The organism is Curvibacter gracilis ATCC BAA-807 (assembly GCF_000518645.1).
Taxonomy (GTDB): Bacteria; Pseudomonadota; Gammaproteobacteria; order Burkholderiales; family Burkholderiaceae_C; genus Curvibacter; species Curvibacter gracilis.
This window is the reverse complement of the sequence record NZ_JADZ01000013.1, coordinates 224,145-248,212: the sequence shown is the minus strand read 5'-3', so window position 1 is coordinate 248,212 and position 24,068 is coordinate 224,145. Positions and strand designations below refer to the sequence as shown.

The window sequence follows — 24,068 nt, the reverse complement described above, 5'->3', positions numbered from 1 at the left end:
GGTAAACGGGATCGAACCGATGACCTCTTGCATGCCATGCAAGCGCTCTCCCAGCTGAGCTATACCCCCAATTTTCTGGCTTTCAACCAAAAAATGCTTCTGACGCGAACGCCCGAAGACTTTGACTGGCGGAGTGGACGGGACTCGAACCCGCGACCCCCGGCGTGACAGGCCGGTATTCTAACCAACTGAACTACCACTCCTGGCAGGCAGCTTTGCGCTCTGTTTCCAGAGCCAAGTGCTACAAACTTGGCGACCCTACGGGGATTCGAACCCCGGTACTCACCGTGAAAGGGTGATGTCCTAGGCCTCTAGACGATAGGGTCAAAACCTTGGACTACTCAAACATCAAATCAAACTGTGGTGGAGGTAAACGGGATCGAACCGATGACCTCTTGCATGCCATGCAAGCGCTCTCCCAGCTGAGCTATACCCCCACATCTAGCTTGATCTAACTTCAAGTTAGCTCATTTGTCTTCAACATCGTTTTATTTATGTCGTTAACTCCTGAGCCTCAAATTATAGTCACATTTTTAGGCGTTTCGCAATCTCAGCGAAATTTTTTCTCGACCAAGCAATTCAAGCACTGCATCGACCGACGGCGTATGCGCCGTACCAGCCGTGAGAACACGCACCGGCATCGCCAAGTGCGGCATCTTAAGGCCAAATTCGGTCAGTGTTTCCTTGATGGCTGCAGAAATCGATGCCTTGTCCCAGGCACAGACCTGCAGACGGGCGTCCAAGGCCTTGAGCGCAGGGCGCACGGCATCGGTGACGTGCTTGGCCAGTTCGTCAGCCTGGGGGCTGACTTCTTCGGCGTAGAACACCTTCACCCAATCGGCCAGGGCCACCAGCGTGTCGCAGCGGTCCTTGAACAGCCCGCAGATGGCCGGCAGGCGACCATCGTCCAGACCTGACAGGCCCAGCTTGGCAGCGAAGGGCAACACCAGGCCCGCCAGGGTGGCGTCATCCAGGGCCTTGAGGTGCTGGGCATTGACCCAGCGCAGCTTGGCCTCGTCGAACTGGGCGGCGCTGCGGCCCAGGTGATCCAGGTTGAACCAGCCCAGGAACTGCTCACGGCTGAAGATTTCATCGTCGCCATGCGACCAACCCAGTCGCGCCAGGTAGTTGACCATGGCGTCGGGCAGGTAGCCCTCGTCACGGTATTGAGTCACCGGCTTGGCACCATTGCGCTTGCTCATCTTTTCACCCTGCTCATTGAGCACGGTGGGCAAGTGGGCATACACCGGGGGTTCCTGGCCCAACGCACGGAAGATGTTGATCTGACGCGGCGTGTTGTTCACATGGTCATCGCCCCGGATGACGTGCGTGATCGCCATGTCGATGTCGTCCACCACCACGCAGAAGTTGTAGGTCGGCGTGCCGTCAGGGCGGGCGATCACCAGATCGTCGAGTTCGTCGTTACTGATCTCGATGCGACCCTTGACCTTGTCATCCCACACCACCGAGCCCTCTTGGGGGTTCTTGAAGCGCAGCACCGGCTGCACACCTTCGGGAACGGGCGGCAAGGTCTTGCCGGGCGCCGGGCGCCAGGTGCCGTCATAACGGGGCTTTTCCTTGGCCGCCATCTGACGCTCACGCAACGCATCCAGCTCTGCCACGCTCATGTAGCAGGGGTAGACATGGCCGGCCGCCTGCAACTGGGCCAGCACTTCCTTGTAGCGCGCCATGCGCTGCATTTGATAGAAGGGGCCTTCGTCATGGTCCAGGCCCAACCACTTCATGCCTTCGATGATCACATCCACCGCGGCCTGGGACGAGCGCTCCAGATCGGTGTCTTCGATGCGCAGCACGAACACCCCCTGGTTGGCCCGGGCAAAGGCCCAGGGATACAAGGCCGAGCGGATGTTGCCCAGGTGGATGAAGCCGGTTGGCGAAGGCGCGAAACGGGTGCGCACAGAGGGAGAAGCGGTGGTCATGATGTTCAGTGCTGAAAGGCCACTGGCCACCGAAGTGGCCAGGGCGGGGTGAAGGGCGGAAACGGCCGGGGCGGGCTCAGGCCTCCTGGGCGTTGGGCAAGGCCAGGCGCGAGGTATCGGGTTCGCCCTCTTCCTGGCCCACCCGGTTCTCATTGAGGCGGGCGATGTCGTCGGAGGTGATGTCACCGGTCACGTAGATGCCGTCAAAGCAGGAAGCATCAAAACCACTGATGCTGCTGTTGAGGGAGCCGATGGCGGCCTTCATGCCGTCAACATCCTGGTAGATCAAGGCGTCGCAGCCAATGATCTGGCGAACTTCTTCCACGGTGCGGTCATGGGCCACCAGTTCGGAGCTGGTGGGCATGTCAATGCCGTAGACATTGGGGTAACGCACCGGCGGAGCGGCGCTGGCCATGTAGACCTTGTTGGCGCCGGCGTCGCGGGCCATCTGCACGATCTCACGGCTGGTGGTGCCGCGCACGATCGAGTCATCGACCAGCAGCACATTGCGGCCCTTGAACTCGCTGCCGATCACGTTGAGCTTCTGGCGCACCGACTTCTTGCGCACACCCTGGCCCGGCATGATGAAGGTCCGGCCCACATAACGGTTCTTGACGAAACCTTCGCGGTACGGAATGCCCAACAGATGGGCCAGTTGGGTGGCGCTGGGCCGGCTGGATTCGGGGATCGGGATGACCACATCGATCTCGCTCGGGGGCACGGTGGAGACCACCCGCTTGGCCAGGCTCTCACCCAGGTTCAGGCGTGCCTGGTAGACCGAGATGTTGTCCAGCACCGAGTCGGGGCGTGCCAGGTAGACGAATTCAAAAATGCAGGGGTTGAGCTTGGGGTTGTCCGCGCATTGCTGCGACGACATCTGGCCCTTGAGGTCGATGAACACCGCCTCGCCCGGGTTCACATTGCGCTCGAACACATGGCCCGTGCCTTCCAGGGCCACCGACTCGCTGGCCACCATCACGGTGCCGTCGGCGCTGCGGCCCAAGGCCAAGGGGCGGATACCGTGCGGATCGCGGAAAGCCAGCAGACCATGACCGGCAATCAAGGCGATCACCGCGTACGAACCCTTGACCCGCTTGTGCACGGCGCGCACAGCCGTGAAGACTTCTTCGGCCTGCAGCGGCAGACCGCGGGTGGCACGTTCGAGTTCGTGGGCGAACACGTTGAGCAGCACCTCCGAGTCACTTTCGGTGTTGGTGTGGCGGTGGTCGGTGGAGAACAGTTCCGAACGCAGGGTCTTGGCGTTGGTCAGGTTGCCGTTGTGCACCAGCACGATGCCAAAGGGCGCGTTCACGTAGAAGGGCTGGGCCTCTTCTTCGCTGTAGGCATTGCCGGCCGTGGGGTAGCGCACCTGGCCCAGCCCCACCGAACCCGGCAGCGCCCGCATGTTGCGGGTGCGAAAGACGTCACGCACCATGCCCTTGGCCTTGTGCATGAAGAATTTGCGCTCCTGCTGGGTCACGATGCCGGCCGCATCCTGGCCGCGGTGCTGCAACAGCAGCAAGGCATCATAGATAAGCTGATTCACAGGGGCGTTGCTGACAACGCCGACGATTCCACACATGACAAAACCCCGATCAAGGAAGATATCTTCCAAACTGTGCCGGCAAAGCCGGCTTCAAACCATCCAGCACCGCCGCAAGCACCGGTGCACCTTTTGACTCCTGCCACCATCCGCCCTCGTGCAGCGGCGTGACCTGGATCACCACCGCCACCGCGAGCAGTAATACCGCCCCTCGAACCAGGCCGAACAAAGCCCCCATGGCCCGATCCGCCGGCCGCATGCCGATGGCGGCCACCAACTTCTGCGCCATGAAGGCCACCAGTGCCGAGGCAAAGATGGCCGCCACGAACACCACCAGAAAACCGGCTGCATAACGCAAGGCCCCATCGGCCGAACCGAGCGGCAGGTAAGCCGCCGCGTCCAGCGCGAACCACTGCCCCGCCACAAACGCGATCACCCAACCTGCCAAGGACACGGTCTCATACACCAGACCGCGCCAGGCACCGATCACCAGGGACACCCCCAGCACGGCCAGCAGGACCATGTCCGTTACAGCCATAGCCATCCATCAAATTCCTGCATCACTGATCACAAGGTCAGGATGGATGCGGGAAGATCAAGAGACTTGATGCGAGAGGCCGCCTTGTCGGCCTCGGCCTTGCCCGCAAAAGGGCCTACGCGCACCCGGATGCGCTTGCCGTCACCGGTCTCGATCACCTGGGTATAGGTCTTGAGCCCCGCCTTTTCCAGCTTGAGGCGGGCGTCGCGGGCTTTGCCGGCGTCACTGAATGCGCCGACCTGCACGATGAAGCGGGCACTGTCTGCCGCGGCAGGCGCATGCTGCGTGTCGGCTGCACTCTTGCCTTCGAGCAAGGCACGCGCCCTGGCGGCGTCATCGGCGGCCTTGCCGTCTGATTTGGCATCCGGCTTGGCTTCTGGCTTGGTGTCGGCCTTGGCCACCGCACGGGGCTCAGGCTTGGGTTCGGGTTTGGGTTCCGGCTTGGGTTCAGGCTTGCGCTCGGCACGGGCCTCTGGCTTGTCCTTGTGCTCGGGCTTGGGCTCGGGTTTAGCCTCGGTTTTGGCCTCGACCTTGACCTCGCTCTTGGGCTCGGCCTTAGGGGCTTCCTTGCGCGGCTCGGCCGCAGGCTTGGCAACCGCAGCACGGGTTTCTGTGCGCGGGCTCGAGGAAGACACCACCTCTTCATCAGGACCGATGCCTGAATCCGATGCGCTGCTGACCGCCACCGGCGGGGTGGGCAAAGCCAGGGCAGGCGACTTGTTCTTGTCCGGGATGGCGATCGGAATATCGACCGGGATCGGCCGGGGCTGCGTATCGAACAGCAGCGGAAAGCCCAGCACACCGGCCAGCACCAGAACAGCGGCACCGATCAATCGATGGCGGGCGCGGCGGCGCAGCACCTCCACGCTGTCACCTTGCGATGAAGCCGGTGGCCGCTCGTCACGGCCTTTGGAAGCGCCCCCCAGGGGCCAGCGGAACTTGAAAAAAGCCATGAAGTGTGGGCGTCAGGCGTCCAGATGTTTGGCGTGAAGGCGGGGAATGCCGTCTTTGAGAACACCACCCACCGTGAAGAACGATCCAAAGACCACGATTCTATCAGCCGGGTCTGCGGCAGCCACGGCCGCCGCCAGGGCCTGCTGCGGATCCGGGAAGGTGGCGGTGCTGACCTCACGTCGGCCACCGGCCACCATCTGCAGCGCGTGCCACTTGGCTTGCAGCCCTGCGGCCGACTCGGCACGCGGGGTCGGCAGGTCGGTGAAATACCAGCGATCCACCAGGGGGGCAATGCGCGCCAGCATGGGGCCCAGGTCTTTGTCGGCCATGGCACCCAGCACCGCATGGGTACAAGGGTAAAAGCCCATCGCATCGAGGTTGGCCGACAGGGCGGCCACTGAGTGGGGGTTGTGCGCCACGTCCAGCACCAGCGCCGGCTGGCCGGGCACGATCTGGAAGCGGCCCGGCAACTCCACCATGGCCAGTCCGTTGCGCACCGCCTGCGCCGTGATGGGCAGACGCTCACGCAAGGCCGTCAAGGCCGCCAGCACGCCCGAGGCATTGACCAGTTGGTTGGCGCCGCGCAGCGCCGGATAGGCCAGACCGCTGTAGCGGCGCCCACGGCCGGCCCAACCCCATTGCAGCTTGTCGCCCGAGAAATTGAAATCCGTGCCGAAACGCCACAGGTCCGCGCCGATCTCCAGCGCCCGGTCCAACACGCTTTGCGGCGGCAGCGGGTCGCTCACCACCACCGGGCGCCCGGTGCGCATGATGCCGGCCTTCTCCAGGCCGATGGTCTCGCGGTCGTTGCCCAGGTACTCCATGTGGTCGAGGTCGATGCTGGTGATGATGGCGCAGTCGGTATCGATCAGGTTCACCGCATCCAGACGCCCGCCCAGCCCCACCTCCAGGATGGCCACGTCCAGCCCGGACATCGACAGGCAGCGCAGAATCGCCAGAGTGGTGAACTCGAAGTAGCTCAGCGACACCTCGTCGCCGCGCACGCGCGCCAACTCCACCGCTTCAAAGTGCGGCAGCAGGGCTTCGGGGGTGACGATCTCGCCATGCACCCGGCAACGCTCCTGGAAATGCACCAGGTGGGGCGAGGTGTACACACCGGGACGGTAACCCGCCTGCAGCAGGATGGCCTCCAGCATGGCGCAGGTCGAGCCCTTGCCATTGGTGCCCGCCACCGTGATCACAGGCACGTCAAAACGCAGGTCCATGCGGCGCGCCACCTCGCGCACACGGTCCAGGCCCATCTCGATGTTTTTCGGGTGCAGCTGCTCGCAATGGGTCAGCCAGGCGTCCAGGGTGGTAGGCAGGGGATTTCTCATAAGACCCGGGATTGTCGCGCAGCGCGGCCTGCTGCATCATCTGGGACCATGAATCACCCCAAGATCACCGTCTACGGCATTCCCAACTGCGACACCGTCAAGAAAGCCCGCCAATGGCTCACCGAGCAAGGGCTGGCGTTTGACTTCCATGACTTCAAGAAACAAGGCGTGCCCGAAGCCGGGCTGGACGCCTGGCTGCCGGCCCTGGGCTGGGACAAGCTGGTGAACCGCCAGGGCACCACCTGGCGCAAGCTGGATCCGGCCCTGCAAGCCGGCGTCCAGGACGATGCAAGCGCGCGCGCCCTGATGCTGCAGCAGCCCAGCGTGATCAAGCGCCCCGTCGTCGACTGGGGCCCCCAGGCCCAGCCCCGCTTCACCGTGGGTTTCAAGGCTGAAACCTGGGCTCAACTGGGCCGCTGAGGCCAGACACACTTCCTGTTACATCCTTTTACAGCCGCGCCGACACACCTCAGGAACCCGCTCTCTAGACTGCGGGTCAACCCTGGAACGCCCACAAGCGTTCAACCAGCAACCAATGAACTGAGGTTTTCCATGAACAAGCACTTTGTCTTCAGCCTGGCCCTTTTGAGCGCCGCCGTGATGGCGGGCAACGCGTCGGCCCAGGAAATGGCCCGCGTGCTCTCCACCACCCCCATCATCCAGCAGGTGGCAGTTCCCCAGCAGGTCTGCACCAACCAGCAGGTGGCCACGCCAGGCGGCACCTCGGGCGCCGGTGCGGCGATGGGTGCGGTCGCGGGTGGGGCTCTCGGCAATGCCGTGGGTGGCGGCAGTGGCAAGGCCATTGCCACCGTGCTGGGCGTCGTGGGGGGTGCTGTGCTGGGCAACTCGATCGAAGGCCCCAGCCAACCCCAGGTTCGCAACGTGCAGAACTGCAGCACCCAGACCATGTACGAGAACCGCACCGTGGCCTACAACGTGAGCTATGAGTACGCCGGTCGCCAGTACACGGTTCAGATGCCCAACGACCCGGGCCAGTACCTGCCCGTGCAGGTGAGCCCGGTCATCAATGGCCGCGTCAGCCACCCCAGTTACCCGGCCTCCGGCCCGCAGCCCGTGACGGCACCGGTCTACAACAGCGCACCCCAACCCTACCCGGTGCATTGACGCCATGTACACGCCGGGCGCGGCAGTGAGTCCGCCCGCCCGGCCGAAGGCCCGCGGCGTGGCCTAAAATCGAGGTTTGCCCGAATTCGACCATGCGCACCGGCTGCCGGTGCAGGTCGGCTTGTGGCCTCACCTCCAACGGATTCACCTCCATGACCACTGAAACCATCCAGAACGTGGCCCTGACCACGAAAGCCAACGTCTACTTTGACGGCAAGTGCGTGAGCCACGGCTTCACCCTGGCCGACGGCACCAAGAAAAGCGTCGGTGTGATCCTGCCCGCCACGCTGACCTTCAACACCGGCGCCCCGGAAATCATGGAAGGCGTGGGTGGTTCGTGCGAATACAAGCTGGCCGGCACCTCGGAGTGGGTCAAGGCTGGCGCCGGCGAATCGTTCAAGGTTCCCGGCAACTCCTCGTTCGAGATCCGCGTGACCGAGGCTTACCACTACATCTGCCATTTCGGCTGATCCACCCACAAGGACCGAACATGGCCACCATTCTGCAAGACCTGCCCCTGGGGCAAAAAGTCGGTATCGCCTTCTCCGGCGGCCTGGACACCAGCGCCGCGCTGCTGTGGATGAAGAAGAAGGGCGCCCTGCCCTACGCCTACACCGCCAACCTGGGCCAGCCCGACGAGCCCGACTACGACGAGATCCCGCGCAAGGCCAAGCTCTACGGCGCCGAACAGGCCCGCCTGGTCGACTGCCGCACCCAACTGGCCCACGAAGGCATTGCCGCCCTGCAGGCCGGCGCCTTCCACATCTCCACCGCGGGCGTCACCTACTTCAACACCACCCCGCTGGGCCGTGCCGTGACCGGCACCATGCTGGTGGCCGCCATGAAGGAAGACGACGTCAACATCTGGGGCGACGGCAGCACCTTCAAGGGCAATGACATCGAGCGCTTCTACCGCTACGGTCTGCTGACCAACCCGGCGCTGAAGATCTACAAGCCCTGGCTGGACCAGAAGTTCATCGACGAGCTCGGCGGCCGTGCCGAGATGTCGGCCTTCATGACGGCTGAAGGCTTCGGCTACAAGATGTCGGCTGAAAAAGCCTACTCGACCGACTCCAACATGCTGGGCGCCACCCACGAGGCCAAAGACCTGGAAAACCTCAACAGCGGCATCCGCATCGTCAACCCCATCATGGGTGTGGCCTTCTGGCGCGACGATGTTGAAGTCAAGCGTGAAGAAGTCAGCGTGACCTTCGAAGAAGGCCAGCCCGTGGCCCTCAATGGCATCCAGTTCAATGACCCCGTCGAACTGATCCTGGAAGCCAACCGCATCGGTGGCCGCCATGGCCTGGGCATGAGCGACCAGATCGAAAACCGCATCATCGAAGCCAAGAGCCGCGGCATCTACGAAGCCCCCGGCCTGGCCCTGCTGCACATCGCCTATGAGCGCCTGGTCACCGGCATCCACAACGAAGACACCATCGAGCAGTACCGTGTCAACGGCCTCAAGCTGGGCCGCCTGCTGTACCAGGGCCGCTGGTTCGACCCGCAAGCCATCATGCTGCGCGAAACCGCCCAGCGCTGGGTGGCCCGCGCCGTCACCGGCACCGTCACGCTGGAGCTGCGCCGTGGCAACGATTACTCGCTGCTGAACACCGAAAGCCCCAACCTGACCTACGCGCCCGAGCGCCTGTCGATGGAAAAGGTCGAAGACGCACCGTTCTCGCCCGCCGACCGCATCGGCCAGCTGACCATGCGCAACCTCGACATCGTCGACACGCGCGACAAGCTCGGCATCTACACCAATGCCGGCCTGCTGTCGCTGGGCGGCAACTCGCCCCTGCCCTCGCTGCCGCGCAAGCAGGACTGAGCGCCTCCCCCCCTCAGATGCCGCCCTTCGGGTGGCATCCCCCCCAAGCCAGCGGCCCACAGCCGACTGGCTTTTTTTTCGTTCCTGGCCAAGCGGACAAGCACCGATCACCTGTGTCGGAACAAGTGATTCATGACGATTCCACACCGGCTTTCAACACAAAAATCATCTGATCCGCCATCAGCCGTGAATGCGCTGCGCCGATTCACGCCAGCGTCATGGTTTTGCCATCGGAGGGTCATGGCGGCCCGGGAAGATCAAGCCCCAAGCCCGGCACCTGTCCAGTCTGCTCCCTCAGCCCCACACAGGTGACAGGGCACAACACCCAACCCATCACCACCGTTTGCCCCCTCGGCCACAAGCCGGCAACTGGCGTTCGGTGGGCCGACTCTCGCGAAGGACACTGTCATGAACATACGTCAACGCATCGTGCTGCTGATCACGCTGACCTTTCTGGCACTGAGTTCGATCGGCGCCTTTGCCGTCTTCCAGTCCCACGGCAGCGCCTCCGAGGTGCGCAGCGTGACCGAGGGCGTGGTGCCCAGCGCCATGCACTCGGTGGAGTTGCAGGGCCAGCTCAAGGATGTGCAGATGGCCGCCATGAGCATGGTGGCCGCCCCCGATGAACAGACCGTGGCCCGCACCCGCGACGAACTGGCCCAGAAGAAGGAGATCCTGCAAAAGGCGCTGGACCACCAACTCGAGATGGCCGACAGCAACGCCCAGAAAGGCCTGGTCAAAGAGGCCTCGGAAAGCCTGAAGAACTACTTCAGCGCCATCGACGACACCGCCAACTTCAAGCTCAAGGGCATGAAGGACATGGCCGAGGCCAACATGGGCGCCACGGTCGACCAGTACCTGCGTGAACAAGGGGCCCTGCTCGACACGCTGCAGATCGAAAAGCGACGCAGCAAGGACGCCGCCATCGAGAGCATGAACAGCCACCTCAAGAGCACCACCACCACGCTGACCGTCGCCACCGTGCTGGCCGTGCTGCTGCTGGTGGCCATCGGTCGCATCCTTTACCGCCAGGTGGTGCACCCCATCAAGGACATGGAATTGAAGATGACCGAGATCGCCACCAGCCAGGACTACACGCACCGGCTGCCCGTCACCCGGCAGGATGAGGTGGGGCGCTCGATCACCGCATTCAACACCATGATCGAGAAGATCGAGGAAAGCAGCGCCCTGGTGCGCCAGAAGACGGCCGACATCCACGCCATGCTGCACAACGTGCCCCAGGGCATTCTGACGATCGACAACGGCAACACCATCCACCCCGAGTTCTCCGACTTCCTGAGCACCGTGCTGGAGACCGAAGACATCGCCGGGCGCGATTTCATCGAGGTGATTTTTGCGGGCGTGAACCTGGGTGCCGATGCCCGATCGCAAGTCGAGGCGGCGGTGGCCGCCTGCATCGGCGAAGACCGCATGAATTTCGACTTCAACGCCCACCTGCTGCCCCGCGAGGTGGAAAAGACCCTGCCTGATGGCCGCGTCAAGATCCTGGACCTGATCTGGTCGCCGATCACCAACGAGCAAGACACCACCGAGCGCTTGCTGCTGTGTGTGCGTGATGTGACCGAACTCAAATCCCTGGCCAAGGCAGCCGATGCCCAAAAACGCGAGTTGGCCATGATCGGAGAAATCCTGTCGGTGCCGCCAGACCGCTTCAAAGGCTTCCTGGCCAGCGCCCGCCAGTTTCTCGACGAGAACCAGAAAACCCTGGAAACCGCTGCCAGCCAGGACAACGCCACGCGGCGCCAGCACCTGGGCCTGCTGTTCCGCAACATGCACACCGTCAAGGGCAACGCGCGCACCTACGGTCTGCACACCCTGACCGACGTGCTGCACCAGGCCGAGCAAAGCTATGACGACCTGCGCCAGCAAGAGGCCCTGGAATGGGACAACGAGCGCTATCTGAATGAACTGGCCCAAGCCCGCCACACGCTGGAGGAATACGCCACGCTCAACGCCGACAAGCTTAGCCGCGGCAATGACGCGACCGAAGACGCAGGGCACAGCGTGTCGCAGGCCGAGATCCAGCACACCTTGCAAATGCTGGAAGGCGTGGACACCAGCGACCTGAGCGCTGCTGCGCAGGCCATCCACGACATCAAGAGCCGCCTGGCCACCCTGGGCAGCAAATCGCTGCAGGACACCCTGTCCAGCGTGATCGAATCGCTGCCCTCGCTGGCCCTCGAACTGGGCAAGGAGGCGCCCAAGCTGGTCCTGGCCGATCAGGGCGTGCTGCTGCGTCCGACCGCTGCCCCCTTGTTGCGCAATGTGTTCATGCACCTTCTGCGCAACGCCATGGACCACGGCATCGAGCCCATCCTGGACCGCGTGGCAGCCGACAAGCCGATTGCCGGCACCATCCGGATCGACCTGCAACTGGACGCCCAGGGTCTGCACCTGGTGCTGAGCGACGATGGCAAAGGCCTGGACCTGCAGCGCATACGGGCCAAGGCGATCGAGCAAGGCCTGCTCGATGCCAGCCAGCACCCCGACGCCCCGGATCTGGCCCAGCTGATCTTCGCCCCCGGCTTCTCCACCGCCAGCGCGGTCACCGAGGTGTCCGGGCGCGGTGTCGGCATGGACGCCGTGAAGATGTTTGTCGAATCAGCCGGTGGCCGCATCGAGTTGCGGCTGTTGGCCGAGGCGACCCAGCGCGAGCACGTCCCCTTCGAGACACGGATCCACCTCCCCGCGTCACTGGGCGTGCACGCGGCGGCACAACAACGACCGCAAACCGCTTGATCAAGAGAAGGCACGCAAGATGACGACCACGCTGATGCTGACCCTCCTGACGGGCGCCATCGTGCTGAGCATGCTGCTGGGCTGGCGCGCCCACAGGCTGAACGCCACCCTGCAGACCATGGTCCCGCGGCAACTGCTGGAAGACAGCAACCAGCGCGCCCAGGCCAGAGCCGCCGAGCTGCAAGACCAGATCGACGCCCTGGAGCAGCGCCTGCACGAAGCTCAAAGGCAATGGGACGCCCGCCAGCAAGCGCTGATCGGTGAGCAACAGCTGCGCCTGACGCACAGCCAGGCCCAGGCCAGCCAGGCCCAGACCCAGATCGCCAGCCAGTGCGGCACGCTGGACCGTTCCATCACCGAACTGCGCAACGTGGGCAAGACCTACGAGCGCTGGCACGCCAGCATGGACTTTCTGCTCGGCCACAACCGGGCCATGCACAACAAGAACGACGAATTCGCCTCCATCGTGCGACAGTTGGTGATCGTGGCCCTCAACGCCTCCATCGAAGCCGCACGTGCCGGCACCATGGGTCGAGGCTTTGCCGTCGTGGCCGACGAGATGCGCTCGCTGTCGGTGCGTGCCGAAAAGCTGGCCCAGGACTTCCGCAGCAGCCTGTACGAGAACGACCTCATCACCACCACCACCTTCCAGGACATGCAGGCCGGCGGCAAGATGATCGTGGGCGCCGTCACCGGGCTGGAACTGCAAAACCGCAAGATCCTGAATCTTGTCAGCGAACAGGACGCCAGCGCATGATCAGCAGCCGTGCCAAAGCAGGCTTCGACAAGATGGTGATGCAAGGTCTGAAGGCCGCCCTGGCGCCCTCGCCCGACGAGGTGACAGAACTGGTCACCTTGCCCGAGTTGCGCCAGCCACCCGAATCGCATGCGGCCTTGCTGAGCATCGCCTCGCTGACGTTTCGCATGCTCATCGTGCTGCACTTCAGCCACAACGATGCAACACGCCGCCACTTTGCCCGGCTCAGCCGGCAAAAGGCCGAAGAGATGTCGGAGCAATCATTTCTGGACGCCATCTGCGAAGCAGGCAACCTGTGCTGTGGCGGCGTCAACCGCGATCTGGGCTCGGTCTTCCCCTGGGTGGGCATGTCCACCCCCAACATCGTTGACAGCCGCTGCACGGCCCACCTGGGCGTCCTCAAGTACGGTCATCTGCAGCACTTCCGGCTCAGCGTGACCGACAGCCCACCCCTGTTTCTGACGCTCTGCGTGAGCGAATCAGAAGACCTCGATTTCGACTTCCAGATCCCCGACCTGGCCGAACAGGGCACCGGCGAACTGGAAATGTTTTGACCCAAGAAGGAACAAGCCATGGCACAGATTCTCGTCGTCGACGACTCCAGCACCGTTCGCAATGAAGTCGGTGATTTCCTGAAATCCAATGGCCTCGGCGTGGCCTTCGCCGTCGACGGTCGTGACGGGCTGGCCAAACTCAAGGGCGACCCTGGCGTCAAGCTGGTCATCTGCGACGTCAACATGCCCAACATGGACGGCCTGACCATGGCCGAGAAAGTGCGCAGCGAGCTGAAGAACGGCAGCGTCAACATCATCATGCTGACCACCGAAAACTCACCCGCCATGAAAGAGCGCGGCAAGGCGGCCGGCATCAAGGGCTGGATCGTCAAGCCCTTCAACGGCCCGGCCGTGATCGCCTCGCTCAAGAAGATGGTGGCTTGATCGTTCAGGCGCCCCGATCCGGGCGCCGGGGTTCAGATCACCACAGGCTCGGGCTCCAGCCGGATGCCGAAGCGTTCATACACGCTGGTCTGGATGGCCCGGGCCAGAGTCATCACCTCGCCGCCGGTCACGCTGTCAGCGCCGTGGCCACGGTTCACCAGCACCAGGGCCTGCTTGTCATACACGCCGGCCTTGCCCACCGACTTGCCCTTCCAGCCACAGGCGTCGATCAGCCAGCCCGCCGCCAGCTTGATGCTGCCGTCGGCCATGGGGTAATGCACGATGCGGGGTTCGCGGGCGATGATGTCGGCACACTGCTCGGGCGTGACCGAAGGGTTCTTGAAAAAGCTGCCGGCATTGCCCACCTCGGCCGGGTCGGGCAGCTTGCTGCGCCGGATGTCGCACACCCAGTCGAAGATCTGCCGTGCCTCGGGCCGTTCGATGCCGGCCTGGACGCGGCGCCGCTCCAGGTCCAGGTAGCCCAGCTCAGGCTTCCAGGGCTTGGGCAGGCGCAGGCGCACCCGGGTGATCACGGCCCGGCCGGCCAGCCCCAGCCCCAGGGGCAGCGAGGCCTTCTGCGGCGAGGCAGGCGCCCGGTGCTTGAACACCGAGTCGCGGTAGCCGAAGGCGCATTGGGCCGCATTCAGGGTGAAGGTCTGCCCGGTCAGCAGGTCGAAGGCGTCGAGTGATTCAAAGCGGTCCTGCAGTTCGACGCCATAGGCGCCGATGTTCTGCACCGGCGAGGCGCCCACCGTGCCTGGGATCAGGGCCATGTTCTCCAGGCCCGGCAGGTTCTGGTCCAGGGTCCAGGCCACGGTGTCGTGCCAGGCCTCGCCCGCACCCGCCTCGACAATCCAGGCGCGGGGGGTTTCGTCCAGCACGCGCAGGCCCTTGATCTCCATCTTCAGCACCACATCGCGCACATCGCCCGTGAGCACGATGTTGCTGCCCCCGCCCAGCACCCACTTGGGGGCCGGGCCCAGTTCGGGGTCGGCCATCAGCTCGCTCAGATCGGCCTGGGCGCGCACGCGCACCAGGGTCTGGGCACGGGCCGCGATCCCGAAGGTGTTGTAAGGCTGGAGCGGGACATTTTTCTCGACTAACATCGGCAACATTGTCTCATTTGCCCTGGTTCATCCTGTCATGCCCTCATTCGATACCGTCTGCGAAGCCAATCTGGTGGAAGTCAAAAATGCCGTTGAAAACGCGGCCAAGGAAATCAGCACCCGCTTCGATTTCAAGGGCACCTCTGCCGCCATCGAGCTCAAAGACAAGGAAATCACCCTCTTCGGCGACGCCGAGTTCCAGCTCGATCAGGTCGAAGACATCCTGCGCAACAAGCTGACCAAGCGCAATGTGGACGTGCGATTCCTCGACAAGGGCGCCGTCCAGAAGATCGGTGGCGACAAGGTCAAGCAGGTGGTCAAGGTGCGCAACGGCATCGAATCCGAGGCTGCCAAGAAGATCCAGAAGCTGATCAAGGACAGCAAGCTCAAGGTCCAGGCCGCCATCCAGGGCGATGCGGTGCGTGTCACCGGCGCCAAGCGCGATGATCTGCAGACCGCCATGGCGCTGATCCGCAAGGACATCACCGACATCCCGGTCGACTTCAACAACTTCCGCGACTGATCTGCTGCGCATGCCCCATCGGTCCATGCCGCCCCCCTCACTGCGGCTCCGGCTTGTCGGCCTGGCCCTGATGGGGCTGGCCCTGGGCCTGAGCCTGCCTGCCACGGCCCAGGTGGTGCTCTCGGGCATCCTGGGCGGACGGGCCTTGCTGCTGGTGGGCGCCTCCGCGCCCAAGGCCGTGGCCCCGGGCGAAACCTTTCAGGGCGTGCGGCTGGTGTCGCTCGACAAGGACAGCGCCCTGCTCGAGCAGGACGGCCAGCGCTTCACGCTGCGCCTGGGTGAGTCGCCGGTGCAGGTCAAACCCGGCAGCGCCGTGGCCCGCCCGGCCAACGGCAAACGCATCACCCTGACCTCGGACAGCGCCGGCCACTTCAAGAGCCAGGGCAGCATCAATGGTCAGATCATGCAGTTCGTGGTCGACACCGGGGCCACCGTGGTGTCCATCGGCCGGCCCGATGCCGAGCGCATGGGCCTGGCCTTCCTCGGTGGCCAGCCGGTGCAGATGCAGACCGCCAATGGCACCGCGCAGGGCTGGCGCATCCAGTTGCACAGCGTGCGCATCGGCGATGTCGAAGTGTTCGACGTGGACGCTGTGGTCACCCCCCAGCCCATGCCTGTGGTGCTGCTGGGCAACAGCTTCCTGGATCGGTTCCAGATGCACCGGGTCAGTGACCAGATGGTGCTGGAAAAACGGCTGTGAGCGGCGATACCCTGCCCATGCACCTGGCCCAGGATGGCCCGAGCGAAAGCTACGAGGACCTGCTGAGCCAATGGAGCGACCTGGAGTCCGGCCTGGGCATGCTGCTGGCCGTGCCTGACAACGTCGAAGGCTTTCATCAGAAACTGCGGCAGCACGACCGCTGGATGCAGGACCTGCTCGAAGAGGATGCCGACACCGCGCTGTACCTGCTGTTCCAGATGGCGGGCACCTCGATCGCGGGCTACAGCACCACCCACTCCCTGGTGTGCGCGGCGCTGTGCCACATCATCGCCCTGGAGTTGCAACTGCCCACCGAGCAACGCGACAGCCTGGTGGCGGCGGCCCTGACGATGAACATCGCCATGACGGCGCTGCAGGACGAACTGGCCGAACAGACCACGCGCCCCTCGGTCGAGCAGCAGACCAACATCGACGCCCACTCGGTCAAAAGCTGCATGCTGCTGGCGCGCGTGGGCATCAAGGACGAACTCTGGCTGGCGATCGTGGCCTCGCACCACGAGAACCTGCCCCTGACGCTGCCCGGCAGCGTCCCCGACCCGGTGGTGCGCCTGACCCACATCCTGCAGGTGACCGATCGCTACGCTGCCATGATCAGCCCGCGGCGCTCACGCCCCGGTCGCAGCGTGACCGACTCCTTGCGCGCCGTCATCAGCGCCAGCCAGGGGCGCCATGACGACGTGGCCCAAGCCCTGGTGCGGCACGTGGGCCTGTGCCCGCCCGGCACCTATGTGAGGCTCGAAAACCAGGATCTGGCCGTGGTGCTGAGGCGCACCGCTCAACTCAACCAGCCCTTGGTGGCCAGCCTCATCGACCCGCGCGGCGAACCTTACCCCCACCCCCGCCTGCGCAACATTGCGCTGGGCGAGCAACGCATCCAGGCGGCCGTGCCTTCGGATGCGGTCAAGCTCATGATCAACCACGCGGTGATGATCTCGGTGGCGCGCTCGCAACTGCCCCGCAGCGGCTGACCGGCCCACGCGCGGCGGCCGGCCGCGGGCCCGCGCGCTCAGGGCTTTTTCTTCTGCCCCAGCCGCGACTCGGTGCCGGCCAGCAGGCGCTGGATGTTTTCGCGGTGCCGATAGACCAGCAAGGCCGCCATGGCCACCAGGGCCAGCAACACAGGCGTCTCGGCATACCAGGCCGTGCCGCTGGCCAGCACATAGACCAGGGGCGCCGCGACGGCCGCCGTCAGCGACGACAGCGAGGAATAGCGGAACACCACCGCCATCAACAGCCAGATCGCCCCGGCCGCCAGGCCCAGAACAGCGTCCACACCAAACAGCACGCCCAGGGCCGTGGCCACGCCCTTGCCGCCCTGGAAGCGGAAGAACACCGGGTACAGGTGGCCCAGAAAGGCCGCCAGCCCCACCAGGGCCACCGTGCCGTCGTCCAGGCCCCAGTGGCGGCCATACCAGCGCACCAGCACCACGGGCAGCCAGCCCTTGAGCGCATCAAGCAAGAGCGTGACGACAGCCGCCGCCTTGCTGCCCGAGCGCAGCACATTGGTGGCGCCCGGGTTCTTGCTGCCGTAGGTGCGTGGGTCGTTCAGGCCCATCACGTGGCTCACGATGACGGCAAACGACAGCGATCCGAGCAGGTAGGCCAACAGCGTGGCCGCCAGTGTGTAAAGAATCTCCAACTTGTTCTACCTCTGTGCAATCTGCAAAAAGCCCTGACCCGGGTGCGACGGCGGCCCGGTCAGGATCCAACCACTCATTCTGCCAGCGCGCACTGCACCGGCCGGGCACCCAACTGGGCCACGCAGACCTGGGGGTCGATGCCGACCAGAAAACCTCGGCGCCCCCCGTTGATGCAGATGCGGGGCAGGCCCAGGATGGTTTCCTCGATGTACACCGGCATCTGTTTGCGCGTGCCAAAGGGCGAGGTGCCCCCCACCAGGTAGCCGCTGTGGCGGTTGGCCACCTCGGGGGCGCAGGGCTCGACCGACTTGGCACCGATCTGACGCGCCAGGTTCTTGGTCGACACCTTGCGGTTGCCATGCATCAGCACCACCAGGGGCTTGGCGTCCTGGTCCTGCATGATCAGGGTCTTGACCACGGTGTAGGGGTCTTGCCCCAGCACCTCGGCGCTGTGCAGGGCGCCGCCATGCTCCAGGTACTCGTAGGGGTGCTCGGTGTAGGCCACACGGTGTGCCTTGAGCCACTGGGTGGCGGGTGTTTCGGAGACGTGTTCTTTCTTGGCCATGGCAATAACCAGGCCCTGACGGCCCGGCAAACAACAGGGTCGACATGTTACGCCGCGGCCACCGGCGGGCGGCGCGGCACCCGGGCACGCACCTTGCGTTTGCCAAACTGCCCCACGCCGGCCACCAGCAGCTCGGCCAGGGCCTGCACCGGGGGCAGCAAAGCCCGCCCGCTTTGCGCCAGCAGGCACAGGCGTCGCTGCTGCAGGCCCGGCTCGGCAAAGGGCACGGCCTTGAGCTGCCCTTGCGCCACGGCGTGGGACACCGTCAGGTAGCCGGCGGGCATCAGGTCCAGCTCGCCCATCATCGACAGCAGCGTGGGTGAGAAATTGCTCACCATGGCCGGTGCGTAATGCAAGCCCTGCAAGGCACAACCCTGGTCGAACAGGCGCCGGCTGGTGGTGCCGGGCTCGCCCAGCAGCAGTGGATAGCGCACGGCGTCGGCCAGCCGCACGCGGTCCTTGGCCGCCAGCGGGTGGGTGGGGCGCATCACGGCCAGCACTGGCGCCAGCACGGTGTGCAGCACCTCGGCGTCTTTTTCCGGGCTGAGGCTGTACTTGAGCCCCAGGTCCACCTCGCCCTGGCGCAGCAGTTGGTTGACCTGGTCGGGCGCCACCACCTGCAGCGCCAGTTGGGCCCCCGGGTGGGCCTGCCGAAACGCCTGCAGCGCCCCGGCCATGAAGCCCGCGGCAAAGCCCTCGGTGCAGGCCAGACGCACCCGCACCCGGCCGGCCAGCCCGCCCAGTTGCTCCAGCACAAACTGCCCCTCTTCGCTGGCAGACGACAGGTGGGCCAGCAGGCGCTCGCCCGCCGGGGTGGGCGTCATGCCCCGGTGCGCGCGCTCGAACAGCGCCAGGCCCAGCGCGTCTTCCAACAGGCTGATCTGGCGGCTCACCGCCGAAGCCGCAACATGCAGCTGGCGCGCCGCCTCGCTCACGCTGCGGGTGCGGGCCACCACCACGAAGTAGCGCAAGGGCAGGCTGAACAAAGGCAGTTTCACGGAGGTCCTCATGCGCAATACGTTCTGATCAAGGCAACGATGCCTTGTGAATTCTCTAATGAGAGCAAGCATGTTCCATGCCCTGACAAACCCTCAATCGGCTTCTAATGGAGGCCAGCCAGTCTTCATCCCCCCTGTTGAGCCTCGCCGCCCCCTTGCGGCAGAAAAGGAATGCCATGAAACGCCGCTGCGCCCTCTCCCTCCTGGCCCTGGCCGGCTGTACCGGCCTGAGCCAGACCGCCCTGGCGGCGGCAGAGCCCTGGCCCAGCCGATCGGTGCGCATCGTGGTGCCCTTCCCGCCGGGGGGCGGCACCGACATCGTGGGCCGGGCCATGGGCCAAGCCCTGGCGCCCCGCCTGGGCCAGGCGGTGGTGATCGACAACAAGCCCGGGGCCTCCACCCTGATCGGCACCGAGGCCGTGACCCGGGCCGCGCCGGACGGCTACACCCTGTTGGTGTCGGGCTCCACCACCTTCTCGGTGAACCCGGCCCTGAAGCCCCGCCTGAATTACGACCCTTTCAAGGACCTCAGCGCCGTGGCGGTGCTGGCCCGGGCCCCGCTGGTGGTGGTGGTGCCGGCCCAGTCGCCCTTCAAGACCCTGCCGGAGTTGCTGAACGCGGCCCGACGCCAAGCCGGATCGGTGCGCTATGCCACCTACGGCAGCGCCACCGCACCGCACCTGGCCGGCCTGTTGCTGGGCTTGAGCGCGGGCGTCACCCTGCAAGACATCCCCTACAAGGGCAGCGCCCAGGTCAGCACGGCTCTGATGTCGGGCGAGGTGGAGGCCACCTTCGACACCGTGGCCAGTGCCGGCCCATTGATCAAGGCAGGCAAGCTGCGCGCGCTGGCCACCCCCAGCCGCGTGCGCGTGAGCTCGCTGCCCCAGGTGCCCACGCTGACCGAGCTGGGCCTGCCCGACGCCAGCTTCGAGGGCTGGTATGCCATGGCCGCACCGGCCGGCACCCCTGCGCCCGTGCTGGAGCGCCTGGGCCGTGAGCTGCGTGCGGTGATGGCCCTGCCGGAGGTGCAAAAGCAGTTCCGCGCCCAGGCCCTGGAGCCGGTGTACCAGGACCCGGCCACCATGACCCGCCTGATGGAGCAGGAGATCACCCAGTTCCGTGCCGCCGCGGCACGCGCCCACCTGACATTGGAGTGAGGCCGGGCATGACATCCCCTTCGGCAGCGATGCGGCACGGCAGGCCGAACCCCGCATTTCCGACAAAGTCTGATCCGGATCACGTCCATGGGCAGCGCCCTGTGGTCTGCTACCCGGCTTTCCACGGCCTGGCCCCGCTCTTGCTGCAGGCCGTGCACGACTTTGCGGAGAATCCTCGCCATGAACACCCCAGAACCTGCCCAGACATCGGTGGCGATCGCAGCGCCGATGCCGCAACCGGAATCCCCCCCGGCATCCACCCCAGCCGCAGCGCCTGCGCCCAGCTCCCCCGTCAGCGGCGTGGCGCCCCACAGCCTCACGGAAGACGCTTTTGCACTGTTCTCGGCCACCTTGCTGATCGCCCTGGGCGTGGCCATCTACGGGCACGACCACCTGCTGACGGGGGGCATGGCCGGGCTGGCCTTCATCGTGCACTACGCCAGCGGCATCAGCTTCGGCAAGGTGTTCTTCGTGCTCAACCTGCCCTTTTACGTGCTGGCCTGGAAGCGCATGGAGCGTGCCTTCGTGCTCAAGACGATTGCGGCGGTGGCCCTGCTGTCGCTGTTGGCCGAATGGACCCCGCACTGGATCAGTTTTGCCCAACTCGACCCGATCTACGCCAGCGTGCTCGGTGGCGTGCTGCTGGGCGTCGGCTTTCTGATGCTGTTCCGCCACCGCGCCAGCCTGGGCGGGGTCGGCATCCTGGCCTTCTACCTGCAGGAAAGCCGGGGCTGGAAGGCCGGCCACATCCAGATGGCCATCGACTGCGCCATCCTGCTGCTGGCCCTGTGGACCGCCCCCCTGCCCAATGTGGCCCTGTCGGTGGCCGGCGCCGTGGTGCTGAACCTGATCCTGACCATGAACCACCGCAAGGACCGCTACATCGGATCCTGACCCGCCCCGCCGTTCTGCCCGCTCGGGCGTCGGGGAGGCCCACCCACCTCACTGAAAGCCCGACATGAGCCGAGACCAACTGATCCAGCAAGCCCGCCACGAACTCGACAGCGGCGCCCTGGCCGCCACCCTGGCGCGCCGGGTCGCCTGGCGCACCGAAAGTGACCTGGGCGCCGACGCCACCGAGGCCTCGCGGGCCGCCCTGCAGGGCTACCTGAGCGAAGAGATGAGCCCCGTGCTGCAGGCGCTGGGCTTCGAGGTGCAGATCCTGCCCAACCCGGTGCCCGGTGCCGGCCCGTTCCTGTTGGCGCGCCGCATCGAAGACCCGGCGGCCCCCACGGTGCTCACCTACGGCCATGGCGATGTGGTCAATGGCCAGACGCCGCAATGGCGCGCAGGCCTGGACCCCTGGCAACTGAATGTCGAGGGCGATCGCTGGTATGGCCGTGGCACGGCCGACAACAAGGGCCAGCACAGCATCAACCTCAGCGCCCTGGCCCACACCCTGCAGGCCCGCCAGCAGCGCCTGGGCTACAACCTGACCGTGCTGCTGGAGATGGGCGAAGAGGCCGGCTCGCCCGGGCTGGCCGAGTTCTGCCAGCAACACCGCGAGGCCTTGCGCGCCGACCTGTTCCTGGCCAGCGACGGCCCGCGGGTGCACGCCGAGCGCCCCACCCTCTTCCTGGGCTCGCGGGGCGCCATCAATTTTTCGCTGCAGGTGCAGCCCCGCCCGCGGGCCTACCACTCCGGCAACTGGGGCGGCGTGCTGAGCAACCCGGGCACCCGCGTGAGCCACGCGGTGGCCAGCCTGATCGGCCCCCAAGGCGAGATGCGCGTGGCCGCCCTGCGCCCGCCCGCCCCGCCGGAGCGCCTGCGCCAGGCCCTGCACGACCTGCCAGTGGGGGGCGGTAGCGACGACCCCGACCTCAGCCCCGGCTGGGGCGAACCAGGCCTGACGCCGGCCGAGCGCCTGGTGGGCTGGAACACGCTGGAGGTGCTGGGCCTGGGCGCCGGCTCGGCCGTGCGGCCGATCAACGCCATCCCGGCCTCGGCCGTGGCGCACTGCCAGCTCCGTTTTGTGGTGGGCACCGACTGGCGCAACGCCGAAAAGCACCTGCGCGAGCACCTGGACGCGCACGGCTTCACCGACGTTCGGCTGGAGATGGGCATGAGCTGCGCCGCCACCCGGCTGGCCCTGGACAACCCCTGGATCGACTGGGCCCTGGCCTCGATGCAGGCCAGCACGGGCAAGCCGGTCAGCCTGCTGCCCAACCTGGCAGGCTCCTTGCCCAATGACATCTTCTCGGAGGGCCTGGGCCTGCCCACGCTGTGGGTGCCGCACTCGTACCCGGCCTGCGCCCAGCACGCCCCCAACGAGCACCTGCTGGCCTCGGTGGCGCGCGAGGGCCTGGCCCTGATGGCCGGCCTGTTCTGGGACCTGGGCGAACCCGGCGCACCCTGGCGGGCTGGGGCGCTGGCCCAGGCGACTGCCTGAACTCAACCGGATCGGCCTGAATCCATCGATTCGGCCGACCGCGTCGATCAGATCGCGGGGTCGCGCAGTTCCCAGCGGATGGCGTCGATGGCGGCCAGCAGCTCGGGCGACAGCGTGGTACCCCAGGCCGCCAGGTCTTCGTCGAGTTGGGCCACCGAGGTCACGCCGATGATGGTGCTGGCCACCTGCCACTTGGTGTAGCAGAACGCCAGCGCCAACTGGGTGGGCGTGAGGCCATGCTCGCGTGCCAGCGCGTTGTAGCGGCGCGCCGCCACCAGGGCCTCGGGGCGGCCCCAGCGCTGCTTGCGCACCGATTCGTAGCGGGCGATGCGCCCGTCCTGCGGGGCGTCGGGGCCCGTGGTGCCGCTGGCATCGTACTTGCCGGTCAGCAGCCCGAAGCTCAGCGGCGAATAGGCCAGCAGCGACACGTTCAGGCGCTGGCAGCTTTCGTCCAGAGCGTTCTCGTAGCTGCGGTTGATCAGACAGTACGGGTTCTGCACCGTGGCCACGCGGGGCAGGCCATGCTGTTCTGCCAGGCGCACGAACTCGTGCACGCCATAAGGGGTCTCGTTGGACAGACCCACATAGCGCACCTTGCCCGCCTTCACCAGGCGGCCCAGGGCCTCGAGTTGCTCGTGGATCGAGGTGACCGAGCGCTCCTTGCTGGGGTCGTAGTACATGGCGCCGAAGGCCGGCACATTGCGTTCGGGCCAGTGGATCTGATAGAGATCGATCACGTCGGTCTGCAGGCGGCGCAGGCTGCCTTCGCAGGAGGCCGCGATGTCGGCCGCCGTCATGCCGGCCCCCTCGCGGATCCAGGGCATGCCGCGCGAAGGGCCCGCCACCTTGGTGGCCAGCACCACCTGCTGGCGAGCACCCGGGTTCTTGGCGAACCAGTTGCCGAGGATGGTTTCGGTGGCGCCGCAGGTCTCGGCACGGGCCGGCACCGCATACATCTCGGCGGTGTCGAGGAAGTTGACGCCGGCCGCCAGCGAGCGGTCCAGGATGGCGTGGGCGTTGGCCTCGTCAACCTGCTCGCCAAAGGTCATGGTGCCCAGGCAGATGGGCGTGACGTGCAGATCGCTTTGTCCGAGCTGGACTTTGTTCATGAAAACTCCGATGGGTCTGTCTGATGGAAATCCGCGCCGCCGATGGCTCCGGCCAGAGGCCCTCCAAAGGACCCGGCTGCTTGGCGAACAACGGCGGCAAAGAGTGTACGGGCGGGCAGATTTTTCTGCTGGCGGGCCTT

The 24,068-nt window shown here is 65.6% G+C and carries 24 protein-coding genes and 3 tRNA genes; 14 read left to right on the top strand and 13 right to left on the bottom strand.

From position 1 onward, the window contains the following. Nucleotides 1-126: 126 nt before the first annotated feature. The 8 genes from L880_RS0112055 to folC form a co-directional block, all read right to left on the bottom strand. Nucleotides 127-203, bottom strand: a tRNA-Asp gene (locus tag L880_RS0112055). A gap of 47 nt (nt 204-250) precedes the next feature. Then, nucleotides 251-326: transfer RNA gene (locus tag L880_RS0112050), tRNA-Glu, on the bottom strand. Between the two features lie 35 nt (nt 327-361). Continuing rightward, nucleotides 362-437: transfer RNA gene (locus L880_RS0112045), tRNA-Ala, on the bottom strand. A gap of 96 nt (nt 438-533) precedes the next feature. Further along, nucleotides 534-1,940 (bottom strand): glutamate--tRNA ligase, encoded by a 1,407-nt coding sequence (gene gltX, locus L880_RS0112040; protein WP_027475892.1) that lies wholly within the window; start codon nt 1,938-1,940, stop codon nt 534-536. 76 nt (nt 1,941-2,016) lie between these two features. Beyond that, the gene (purF, locus tag L880_RS0112035; RefSeq protein ID WP_019577643.1) at nt 2,017-3,522 is read right to left on the bottom strand and encodes an amidophosphoribosyltransferase; all 1,506 of its coding nucleotides are present in this window, start codon (nt 3,520-3,522) and stop codon (nt 2,017-2,019) included. A gap of 13 nt (nt 3,523-3,535) precedes the next feature. Beyond that, nucleotides 3,536-4,021 (bottom strand): CvpA family protein, encoded by a 486-nt coding sequence (locus L880_RS0112030; RefSeq protein WP_027475891.1) that lies wholly within the window; start codon nt 4,019-4,021, stop codon nt 3,536-3,538. A gap of 29 nt (nt 4,022-4,050) precedes the next feature. Beyond that, entirely contained in the window at nt 4,051-4,974 is a 924-nt protein-coding gene (locus tag L880_RS0112025; protein WP_027475890.1) for an SPOR domain-containing protein, read from the bottom strand. 12 nt (nt 4,975-4,986) lie between these two features. Further along, entirely contained in the window at nt 4,987-6,312 is a 1,326-nt protein-coding gene (gene folC / locus L880_RS0112020; RefSeq protein ID WP_027475889.1) for a bifunctional tetrahydrofolate synthase/dihydrofolate synthase, read from the bottom strand. Between the two features lie 48 nt (nt 6,313-6,360). On the opposite strand from folC, the gene L880_RS0112015 reads away from it, so the two are divergent. From L880_RS0112015 to L880_RS0111980, 8 genes are all read left to right on the top strand, one after another. Further along, nucleotides 6,361-6,732 carry an ArsC family reductase gene (locus L880_RS0112015; RefSeq protein ID WP_027475888.1) on the top strand — a complete coding sequence of 124 codons (372 nt, stop codon included), beginning with the start codon at nt 6,361-6,363 and terminating at the stop codon, nt 6,730-6,732. A gap of 132 nt (nt 6,733-6,864) precedes the next feature. Then, on the top strand, nt 6,865-7,437 hold the full coding sequence (locus tag L880_RS0112010; protein ID WP_027475887.1) for a glycine zipper 2TM domain-containing protein: 573 nt from the start codon (nt 6,865-6,867) through the stop codon (nt 7,435-7,437). A 152-nt stretch (nt 7,438-7,589) separates the two neighbouring features. After that, nucleotides 7,590-7,907, top strand: coding sequence for a pyrimidine/purine nucleoside phosphorylase (ppnP, locus tag L880_RS0112005; RefSeq protein WP_027475886.1), 318 nt, complete (start codon nt 7,590-7,592; stop codon nt 7,905-7,907). 20 nt (nt 7,908-7,927) lie between these two features. Further along, the gene (argG, locus tag L880_RS0112000; protein WP_027475885.1) at nt 7,928-9,265 is read left to right on the top strand and encodes an argininosuccinate synthase; all 1,338 of its coding nucleotides are present in this window, start codon (nt 7,928-7,930) and stop codon (nt 9,263-9,265) included. Nucleotides 9,266-9,673: 408 nt separating this feature from the next. Continuing rightward, nucleotides 9,674-12,025, top strand: coding sequence for an ATP-binding protein (locus tag L880_RS0111995; RefSeq protein WP_027475884.1), 2,352 nt, complete (start codon nt 9,674-9,676; stop codon nt 12,023-12,025). Nucleotides 12,026-12,044: 19 nt separating this feature from the next. Then, nucleotides 12,045-12,782 carry a methyl-accepting chemotaxis protein gene (locus tag L880_RS0111990; RefSeq protein ID WP_027475883.1) on the top strand — a complete coding sequence of 246 codons (738 nt, stop codon included), beginning with the start codon at nt 12,045-12,047 and terminating at the stop codon, nt 12,780-12,782. Continuing rightward, nucleotides 12,779-13,336, top strand: coding sequence for a hypothetical protein (locus L880_RS0111985; protein WP_027475882.1), 558 nt, complete (start codon nt 12,779-12,781; stop codon nt 13,334-13,336). The genes L880_RS0111990 and L880_RS0111985 overlap by 4 nt, the downstream gene beginning before the upstream one ends. A gap of 18 nt (nt 13,337-13,354) precedes the next feature. Then, a complete protein-coding gene (locus tag L880_RS0111980) occupies nt 13,355-13,720 on the top strand; it encodes a response regulator (RefSeq protein WP_019577632.1) in 366 nt (121 codons plus the stop codon). A 32-nt stretch (nt 13,721-13,752) separates the two neighbouring features. On the opposite strand, the gene murB is transcribed toward L880_RS0111980, so the two are convergent. Beyond that, nucleotides 13,753-14,826: a UDP-N-acetylmuramate dehydrogenase gene (murB, locus tag L880_RS0111975; protein ID WP_027475881.1), complete on the bottom strand. Its 1,074-nt coding sequence runs from the start codon at nt 14,824-14,826 to the stop codon at nt 13,753-13,755. Between the two features lie 37 nt (nt 14,827-14,863). Between murB and L880_RS0111970 the strand changes: the two genes are divergently transcribed. Genes L880_RS0111970 through L880_RS0111960 form a run of 3 tightly spaced genes read left to right on the top strand, consistent with a single transcriptional unit; the run spans nt 14,864 to nt 17,038 of the window. Beyond that, the gene (locus L880_RS0111970) at nt 14,864-15,349 is read left to right on the top strand and encodes a YajQ family cyclic di-GMP-binding protein (RefSeq protein ID WP_019577630.1); all 486 of its coding nucleotides are present in this window, start codon (nt 14,864-14,866) and stop codon (nt 15,347-15,349) included. A 25-nt stretch (nt 15,350-15,374) separates the two neighbouring features. Then, complete coding sequence (locus L880_RS0111965) at nt 15,375-16,049, top strand: retropepsin-like aspartic protease family protein (protein ID WP_084461255.1); 675 nt, start codon at nt 15,375-15,377, stop codon at nt 16,047-16,049. Continuing rightward, a complete protein-coding gene (locus L880_RS0111960; RefSeq protein WP_051443263.1) occupies nt 16,046-17,038 on the top strand; it encodes an HD-GYP domain-containing protein in 993 nt (330 codons plus the stop codon). The genes L880_RS0111965 and L880_RS0111960 overlap by 4 nt, the downstream gene beginning before the upstream one ends. Before the next feature lie 38 nt (nt 17,039-17,076). On the opposite strand, the gene plsY is transcribed toward L880_RS0111960, so the two are convergent. The 3 genes from plsY to L880_RS0111945 all read right to left on the bottom strand — a co-directional run bounded on the left by plsY (nt 17,077) and on the right by L880_RS0111945 (nt 19,273). Next, on the bottom strand, nt 17,077-17,709 hold the full coding sequence (gene plsY / locus L880_RS0111955; protein WP_027475878.1) for a glycerol-3-phosphate 1-O-acyltransferase PlsY: 633 nt from the start codon (nt 17,707-17,709) through the stop codon (nt 17,077-17,079). Between the two features lie 74 nt (nt 17,710-17,783). Further along, nucleotides 17,784-18,275 (bottom strand): Cys-tRNA(Pro) deacylase, encoded by a 492-nt coding sequence (gene ybaK, locus L880_RS0111950; RefSeq protein WP_019577626.1) that lies wholly within the window; start codon nt 18,273-18,275, stop codon nt 17,784-17,786. Between the two features lie 47 nt (nt 18,276-18,322). Continuing rightward, complete coding sequence (locus tag L880_RS0111945; protein WP_043329278.1) at nt 18,323-19,273, bottom strand: LysR family transcriptional regulator; 951 nt, start codon at nt 19,271-19,273, stop codon at nt 18,323-18,325. A gap of 176 nt (nt 19,274-19,449) precedes the next feature. Between L880_RS0111945 and L880_RS0111940 the strand changes: the two genes are divergently transcribed. The 3 genes from L880_RS0111940 (at nt 19,450) to L880_RS0111930 (ending at nt 22,819) form a co-directional block, all read left to right on the top strand. Beyond that, nucleotides 19,450-20,430, top strand: a complete 981-nt coding sequence (locus L880_RS0111940; RefSeq protein ID WP_027475876.1) for a Bug family tripartite tricarboxylate transporter substrate binding protein — start codon at nt 19,450-19,452, stop codon at nt 20,428-20,430. 180 nt (nt 20,431-20,610) lie between these two features. Beyond that, a complete protein-coding gene (locus tag L880_RS0111935) occupies nt 20,611-21,324 on the top strand; it encodes a DUF6198 family protein (RefSeq protein WP_245615109.1) in 714 nt (237 codons plus the stop codon). Between the two features lie 64 nt (nt 21,325-21,388). Further along, entirely contained in the window at nt 21,389-22,819 is a 1,431-nt protein-coding gene (locus L880_RS0111930) for a M20 family metallopeptidase (protein WP_027475874.1), read from the top strand. 47 nt (nt 22,820-22,866) lie between these two features. On the opposite strand, the gene L880_RS0111925 is transcribed toward L880_RS0111930, so the two are convergent. Then, a complete protein-coding gene (locus L880_RS0111925) occupies nt 22,867-23,928 on the bottom strand; it encodes an aldo/keto reductase (protein ID WP_027475873.1) in 1,062 nt (353 codons plus the stop codon). Nucleotides 23,929-24,068: the final 140 nt, after the last annotated feature.